This window comes from Thermoflexus sp., assembly GCF_025055495.1.
GTDB lineage: Bacteria > Chloroflexota > Anaerolineae > Thermoflexales > Thermoflexaceae > Thermoflexus.
This window is the reverse complement of record NZ_JANWXB010000404.1, coordinates 1-6,863: the sequence shown is the minus strand read 5'-3', so window position 1 is coordinate 6,863 and position 6,863 is coordinate 1. Positions and strand designations below refer to the sequence as shown.

Sequence of the window (6,863 nt, the reverse complement as noted above, 5' to 3'; positions counted from 1 at the left end):
GAAGGCACCCGACTCCGCCCCCAAAGCCCCCTGAAGAGAGGTTGCCCATAGCGGGAAGTTTCAGTTTGGGTCAGGCACCTTCGGCGCCCGACCCAAACCGAAACTTCCCTTTCCTTAATCCAAGATCATGTAGAGCGTTCCGGGATGCGGGTGAAGACGTTGTGAATCCGGGAGGAGCCTCTTCGATGGATCCTCACGGGCCGCAAAACCATCGAAGTGCGGGTCGCTTATCCAAACCTCACCCGTCTGAGCCCAGGGGATCGTCTGCGATTGAACGGCCAATATCTATTTGTCATCCGCCGCATCGCTCGTTATCGGGATTTCGAGGAGCTGCTGGCCCACGAGGATCCCGCCGCCATCGCGCCGGGTTGGACACCGGCGCAGTTGCGGGAAGCCCTGCGGACGCTTTATCCTCCCGAAAAGGAAGCGCTGGGTGTGATCGCGTTCGAGATCGCGCCGGAGGGAGAAGCGTATGGCGCTGCCGGGACATCCGGATTTCTGGGGGAAGCTCCGCAGGGGCCATCAGGTGCATCGAACCCGTCTGGGACTGGCGCTTCCCATTCGGATGGATCGCATGCCAGCACCGATGCTGCGGGTGGATGATCCGATCTTCCCGTTCGGCCGGATCATTGTGGATACCGTGGGACAGCGGGTTTGCGCCTACGCGATCCCGGTGATGTCGTTCCTGGCCGAAGGGGCTGCCGGGATGGTGGCCATGGAGCGATTGATGCGCTACCTGCCAAACGACCTTCCGATCTTGCTGGATCTGCGGTGGCGGGATCCGGGCTCCGCGGAGCGTTGTGCGCAGGCCGCCTTCGAGGTCTGGGGAGCGGACGCGGTGACGGTGGCGCCGGAGTTCCCGGCGGAGGCGGCACGCGCTTTCGCTGCTCATCGGGGCGGAGCCGTCTTCTGGTGGATCGGCGAAGCCGGAGATTTCCAGCAGGCCCGGCGACACGCGCGAAACGCGCGCGCTCAGGGGATCCCGGCCGGCTTGGCCATCGGTGCCTTCGAGGGGATCCCTGCAGGGGATCTCGGGGACCTCTCCTGGATCGCCCTGGATGTGACGCATCCATCCATGCTCTCCCCGGCGGCTTCCTGGCCGCCCCCGGGGGTCGTTTTCGTAGGGGAGCCGATCCTCTACGCCTCCCCCCGAATGGATTTCCAGGAAGCGGCACGGGAGGCTGTAGAGCGGTGGCTGCAGGAAGTCGCCGCTCGTTTCCCAGTCGAATAGGGAGCTCAGGCCCCGATGTGCTCGTTCCCTACGCCGGAATCCATCCAGGCGATCAAGCGCGCGCTGCGGGCGCGGTGGCTGGCGGAACGGATGGCCCTTCCCCCCGAGATGGTCGCCGCAGCCAGTGAGATGATCCGGCGCCACATAGAAGCCTGGCCGCCCTTCCATGCCGCCCACACCGTGCTCACTTATATGGCGTTCCGGAACGAAATCGATCTGACGCCCCTCTTAGGGCATCATCTGGAGAAGCGCTGGGCGCTGCCGCGAATGATCGCTCCCGGAGAGCTGGCGTTACACCTTTACCAGCCTGGCGCGCTGCAACGACACCGGTATGGCATGCTGGAACCCACGCCGGAGTGCCCTCTTGTGGATCCGGAGGAGATCGAGCTGGCCTTCATCCCCGGCGTGGCCTTCGACCGCTATGGGTTCCGGCTGGGTTATGGGGGAGGGTATTTCGATCGCCTGCTGCCCCGCCTGAAAGGGCTGACCGTCGGAGTCACCTACGCCCGCTTTCTGGTCGATGCCCTCCCCCATACCCCAACGGATGGGCGGGTTCAGTGGATCCTCACGGAAACCGGTTGGGTTCAGGCCCAAGCTCCAGGGTGAGCCGATGGGGGCTATCGGTCCTTAGAGCGTGCCCGAAAGGTGGGAGGGTTGGCTCTCCTCCGATGGGGGTGGGCACGGAGGCCCAGGGCAGGCACAGGGGCCTGCCCCTACAAAATGCCCGGTGCGCCGCATCATTCGTAGGGGCAACCCCCCGTGGTTGCCCCATATGGGCGACCACAGGGGGTCGCCCCATACGGGCAACCCCCCGTGGTTGCCCATAACCCCCCGGGGTTGCCCCGTCAGGACAAGAGCCCGAACAGGGAGATTCCAGCGTGTCGCTTCCTGAAACCATCCTGGGCATCGGGATCGGCCTGGGGATCAGCGGGCTGAGCGCCCTCGTCCCTGGCCTTCATCCATATAACCTGGTTGCGGTTGTGACCTTCGGCCTTCAATGGGATGGGTGGTCTTTCCCGGAGGATCTCGGATTGGGTCTCGGGGTCGGCGTTGCGGTGGGATTTGCGTTCTTCCACCTGGCCCCGGCAGTGTTCTATCAGACCCCTGATGAAGGAGCGGCCGGCTTGCTGCTGCCGGCGCAGAAAGCCCTCCGGGAGGGCTGGGGGCTCGAAGCGGTCCGGTGGTCCGGATGGGGAGCGTGGGGTGCCGTGCTCCTGATGTTGCTCTCTGCTGTCCTTTGGCCCCGGGGATGGGCGATGTTACGAGCCGTGCTCGCGCCCCATATGGGTTGGCTCTTGCTTTCCATCGTCTTTTTTATGTTGCTTTCCGAATGGCCCTGGGGCTACGAACGTCTGCCCACGCCGGGCCGGCGGTTGCGGGCTGTCTGGCTGCGCTTAGGGGCTGGCCTGTTGACCTTCGCCCTCTCCGGATTGCTGGGCGTTTTGCTCTTATCTCGAAATCCTCTCCCAGGCCCCCTCGCGCATCAGCCCCTGGTCCCCGCCTTTCTGGGCCTGTTCGCCGTTCCCGGGCTATTGCAGGGTCTGTGGGGCTCACGGCCCTCGAGAGCCTGTGCGCCCAGCGAGCGCCTGACCTTCGGGATCTGGGCGCGAGGACTGGGCGCAGGGATCCTGGGCGGGGCTTTTGCCGTGATCTTCCCCGGCGTGACCGCCGGGATCGGGGGGCTGCTGGCCGGCCACGCCACCGCCCAGCGGGACGATCGAGCTTTCCTGGTTTCCCAGGGAGCGGCCCGTGCCCTTTATCTCATCGGGAGCTTCTGGCTGCTCACCCTGCCGGATGCCCCTACGACACGAGGCGGGCTCAGCGGGATGCTCGCCCCATGGGTTGGGCCTGCCACGCCCCCGCGGTATCAGACCGTCGTTTGGGCCACTGGATTGGCCGGGGCGGTTGCCTTCGGACTTCTGGGGCCTCTGGCCCAGAGGATGCAGGCGTGGTCGATGGATCCAGCCTGGCGGTGGGTCTATGGGGCGGCGCTCGGGCTGATCCTGATCAGCATCGGTCTTCTGGGGGGATTTCCGGGGATCTGCGCTCTTCTGGCCGCCACAGGCATCGGATGGTTGCCGGTGCTCACGGGCAGCCGTCGCCTGAACACCTTGGGAGTGATCCTAATCCCCCTGTTGCTTCGGCGGTTCGGACTGGAGGGGACGATCGTGCAGGCCCTTGGCCTCTGAAGGTTGGCTTGAACTGGGGATGGCTTTTCGATCGCAGGCCGTAATGCAAAGATTGATGGAATGCCGGGCGTCTTTAGCGCCCGGCATTCCATCAACGCCTCCGGATCGATCCCTTCAGGCCACAAAGACCGAGCACGGAGAAGGGGAGCGATCGATCCCCTTCTTGTGCGCTCAGTCCGCACTCCCCCGCCAACGCGCGCACCGTCCGCCGCACCCCCGGCAGAGCAGACCCTCCACACGCGGCCCTGGCGAAAACGCTTTAAGCAGTCTCGGGGCGAACGCGATACCGGCAGGCCGGATCGCCTTGGACGATACACGAAACCCGTTCGACAGGCGCCCCCAGCAGCTCCTCCATCAGCACGGCGTCCAACGCGCAGATCTCCCCCCGCTCCCGGGCAACCTCCAGATAGGGACAATTCCGGATCTCCACCCAGACTGGCCCGTTCCCGGAGGTCTCCAGCCGGGCCAGATAGCCCTTTTCATTCAGGAAGGAGACAGCGGCAGACAGCCGGGCTCGGCCGCTCAGACCATGGAGGTTGGCTTCCTGGCCCATGCTCCGGGCAACCTGACGGATGTCCTCAGAGGACAGCGTGACCGGAAGCAGGTGGCGGACCAGCCCTTCGTAGTTTCGGGGGAATAAGCGGTTCGCGGCTTCGGTGAGGGTGAAGACAATGCGCGGACGACCGCGTCCGTTGCGGAGCGTGCGAACTTCGCGGATCAGGCCATCTTCTCGAAGCACCCGGAGGTGATGACGGACCGTCACCGCCCGGAGGCCGAGTCGGGTGGCCAGTTCGACGGCGGTGGCTTCTCCCTTTTCGCGCAAAATCTGTAAAATGCGGGCTCGCGTGGCCTGCATGGGCCACCTCCTGAGCGACGGGAAGGCCGAGGCCTCCCCCAGATCCGCCCATCGCCGACCACTCCGCCCAGCCCCTCTCCTATGGAAAAGCATAATCGAAGCCAGTAAAAATGTCAATGAAGCCCGTTTAAAAGCGAGGGCCGATCAAATTCGAGGATCTTAGACGAACTCGCGATTTCTTTAACTCAAGGGAAGTTTGGGGGCTGGCGGGACCGCCTGCCTCCGAACGATTTGATTTTCCCCTTCCCACGGCCCCGGGCCGTGGGGAGGGACTGACCCTTTAATAGAAGGCTCAGGGGACTGGGTGCATGGTCCGTTTATCCAAAGTCCGAAATTCGGGTTTCCTCATCTTCGGAGGGGTTACGCGGGGGGATTTGGGGGCGAAACCAAGCGCCGAAGGCGCCCGGCTCTGCCCTTATAGAAGTCTTTTCTCCCCCATGCCCTCGGGCCGTGGGGGAAGGGCTTCATGGAGCGTGATCTGCGCGAATCGATGGTATGGGTCACGTCGAATTCTCCGCACAGGTCTGGGATTTCTATCGGAGCCGACGGGGCATATGAATCGCCCGGTAAACCCGATAATGGTGATCATCGAACAGGATCTCCACGTTCCCAAAGACCCGTTCGATGATCGTGCGATAGGGCAGCACCACCGCCCCGACCAGATAGAGCCGCCCTCCAGGGCGCAACACGGAAGGGGCGTCATATACGAACTGCACGGCTACTTCCCGTTCGACGCCAAAGCCCTGATGGATCGGCGGGTTGGTCACCACGACATCGAACCGTTCGCCGCGCACCCCATCGATCACGTCGCTGAAGCGGATCTCCACATGGGGCAGGGAATAGAGGGCCAGGGTGCGGCGGCTTGCCTCCAGGGCGGCGGCGCTGATATCGACCATGACCACCCGCCCCTTTCGCGCTTCATGGCCAGCGATCACCCCTACGATCCCATATCCGCACCCCAGGTCCAGGACGTGATCCTCCGGGCGGATCTCCATCTGCTCAATGAGATGTCGGGTTCCCTCATCCAGGTCAGACCACGAGAACAGACCGGGACGGGTGACGAAGCGCCAGACGCGGTCCCGAACGACTGCTTCCCGCTCTACGAAATCGTCTCCGGGCGGCTCGATCTCCAGATGCGGGGGGCGGTCAGCTACCGCCACGCGGTAACCGCTTCCGTAGGCCCACACCGGGGCCCGGCCGAAGATATCCCGGACATAAGCGATGATGCTCTCGATCCCGCCCCGTTTCGGCCCGGCCAGGTAGAGCCGTCCTCCGGGCTTGAGGGCCCAGGCCGCGAGACGCACCAGACGCTGAGCAGCCTCCTTGCCTTTGGGGATGTTCAAAAAAACCACATCGAAAGTCCCGGGCTCAAGAAGGGGGTAGCCATCGCCGTGGAAGATGCTGGCGCGTCCTTCGAGGCCGTTCATCGCCATCGTGCGCCGGGTGGCTTCCACTGCCAATCCGTGGTCGCTGGCCAGGAAGATCCGACCGGAGGTGCGTCGGGCCGCCAACACCCCCAGCCATCCCACCCCACAGTTCAGATCGAGGACATGATCTTCAGGGCCGATCTCCATCACCTGGGCGATGAGGGCAACCCCCGGATCGATACGGCTCCAGATCTCCAGGCCGGGCTTCCCCGCCCAGCGGATTCGCTCACCGCCGATGTGATCCTCGAATTCCCGCCAGACATAGTAATCCGTGACACCCATTGCGCCTCAGCTGGATCGGCTCTCCTGGGGCTCTAAGAGCCTATCCGGAGAACGAATCACGCTTCAGGGGGTCAAGGGGAATGCTGGACTCCGTCTGAATTCTTCCCCTCTCCGCCTAAAGGGCAACGCGGGTAAGGCGCCTGGTCATCCCCCAAACGCTTCCCGGAAAGGAGGGGATTCAGATGGGCTTGAAGGATCATCTTTCGATCAGCTCTCATCTCTTGTAGGAGCGGCGCGACGGGTTTCCCGCTGAGATTGGGAGGCCGCGTGATCTTCCCCCCTTCATCACGCTTCCCCTTGCGTAGCTCCCACGTCGATCATAAACACGAAGTGGGCGAGGCTCCATTCCGAGACCTCGCCCACTTCGGCTCAGGTGGAGGCGGCGGGAATCGAACCCGCGTCCGGAAGATTCGACCATCGGTGCCTACAGGCTTATCCGGTTCTTCCCTCTCGCCGGCCGGTCCTCCAACCGGCAAGGTCCCCGACCAGCCAGCCCCTTCCGTCTTAGGCAGCCTTTCGGGGCGCCGGGCTGCCGCACGCCGACTTTGTCACACCCGATCCGGCCCCGTCGGCGATGGGTCCGGTCGAGCGGGTCCCCTCATCGGGGGACCGTCCCCTCACGCTGGCTTAGGCGGCCAGCGGGAGAGCCGCGTAATCGCGGTTGGCACTTATTGTTTGCCCGGGTTGTTCACGGGGTCCGAGCGGCCCCGACCTGCCACCGATGATCTGCCTCCCCCGTCGAGCCCTTTTCGCCCCCTTGCGCTTCTATTATAACGCAAGGCGGGATTCCTGGCGAGGCCTAGTGCTTTGTCCAGTTATAGACTGGGGATTTGAGGAACCGAAGCAAGTCCAGAGGGCGATGGCCCCTCCCCCCTTTC

Annotated in this window: 6 protein-coding genes and 1 other RNA gene; 4 read left to right on the top strand and 3 right to left on the bottom strand. The window is 64.1% G+C overall.

Going from position 1 to position 6,863, the window contains the following annotated elements:
* Window positions 1-165: 165 nt before the first annotated feature.
* The 4 genes from NZM16_RS13180 (at window position 166) to NZM16_RS13165 (ending at window position 3,420) form a co-directional block, all read left to right on the top strand.
* Window positions 166-603 carry an ASCH domain-containing protein gene (locus NZM16_RS13180; RefSeq protein ID WP_295480794.1) on the top strand — a complete coding sequence of 146 codons (438 nt, stop codon included), beginning with the start codon at window positions 166-168 and terminating at the stop codon, window positions 601-603.
* Entirely contained in the window at window positions 575-1,231 is a 657-nt protein-coding gene (locus NZM16_RS13175) for a hypothetical protein (protein ID WP_295451100.1), read from the top strand. Before NZM16_RS13180 ends, NZM16_RS13175 begins: the two co-directional genes overlap by 29 nt.
* A 15-nt stretch (window positions 1,232-1,246) precedes the next feature.
* Window positions 1,247-1,837 (top strand): 5-formyltetrahydrofolate cyclo-ligase, encoded by a 591-nt coding sequence (locus NZM16_RS13170; protein WP_295451098.1) that lies wholly within the window; start codon window positions 1,247-1,249, stop codon window positions 1,835-1,837.
* A 272-nt stretch (window positions 1,838-2,109) separates the two neighbouring features.
* Entirely contained in the window at window positions 2,110-3,420 is a 1,311-nt protein-coding gene (locus NZM16_RS13165; protein ID WP_295451097.1) for a hypothetical protein, read from the top strand.
* A 259-nt stretch (window positions 3,421-3,679) separates the two neighbouring features.
* On the opposite strand, the gene NZM16_RS13160 is transcribed toward NZM16_RS13165, so the two are convergent.
* The 3 genes from NZM16_RS13160 to ssrA all read right to left on the bottom strand — a co-directional run bounded on the left by NZM16_RS13160 (window position 3,680) and on the right by ssrA (window position 6,742).
* Window positions 3,680-4,276: a helix-turn-helix domain-containing protein gene (locus NZM16_RS13160; RefSeq protein ID WP_295451095.1), complete on the bottom strand. Its 597-nt coding sequence runs from the start codon at window positions 4,274-4,276 to the stop codon at window positions 3,680-3,682.
* A 533-nt stretch (window positions 4,277-4,809) separates the two neighbouring features.
* Window positions 4,810-5,985, bottom strand: coding sequence for a methyltransferase (locus tag NZM16_RS13155; RefSeq protein ID WP_295451094.1), 1,176 nt, complete (start codon window positions 5,983-5,985; stop codon window positions 4,810-4,812).
* A 371-nt stretch (window positions 5,986-6,356) separates the two neighbouring features.
* Window positions 6,357-6,742: a transfer-messenger RNA gene (ssrA, locus tag NZM16_RS13150) on the bottom strand.
* Window positions 6,743-6,863: the final 121 nt, after the last annotated feature.

Bases quoted from the DNA above. Each gene is read 5' to 3' on its own strand.
- NZM16_RS13155 (WP_295451094.1), bottom strand. From the start codon at position 5,985: ATGGGTGTCACGGATTACTATGTCTGGCGGGAATTCGAGGATCACATC.
- NZM16_RS13175 (WP_295451100.1), top strand. From the start codon at position 575: ATGCCAGCACCGATGCTGCGGGTGGATGATCCGATCTTCCCGTTCGGC.
- NZM16_RS13170 (WP_295451098.1), top strand. From the start codon at position 1,247: ATGTGCTCGTTCCCTACGCCGGAATCCATCCAGGCGATCAAGCGCGCG.
- NZM16_RS13160 (WP_295451095.1), bottom strand. From the start codon at position 4,276: ATGCAGGCCACGCGAGCCCGCATTTTACAGATTTTGCGCGAAAAGGGA.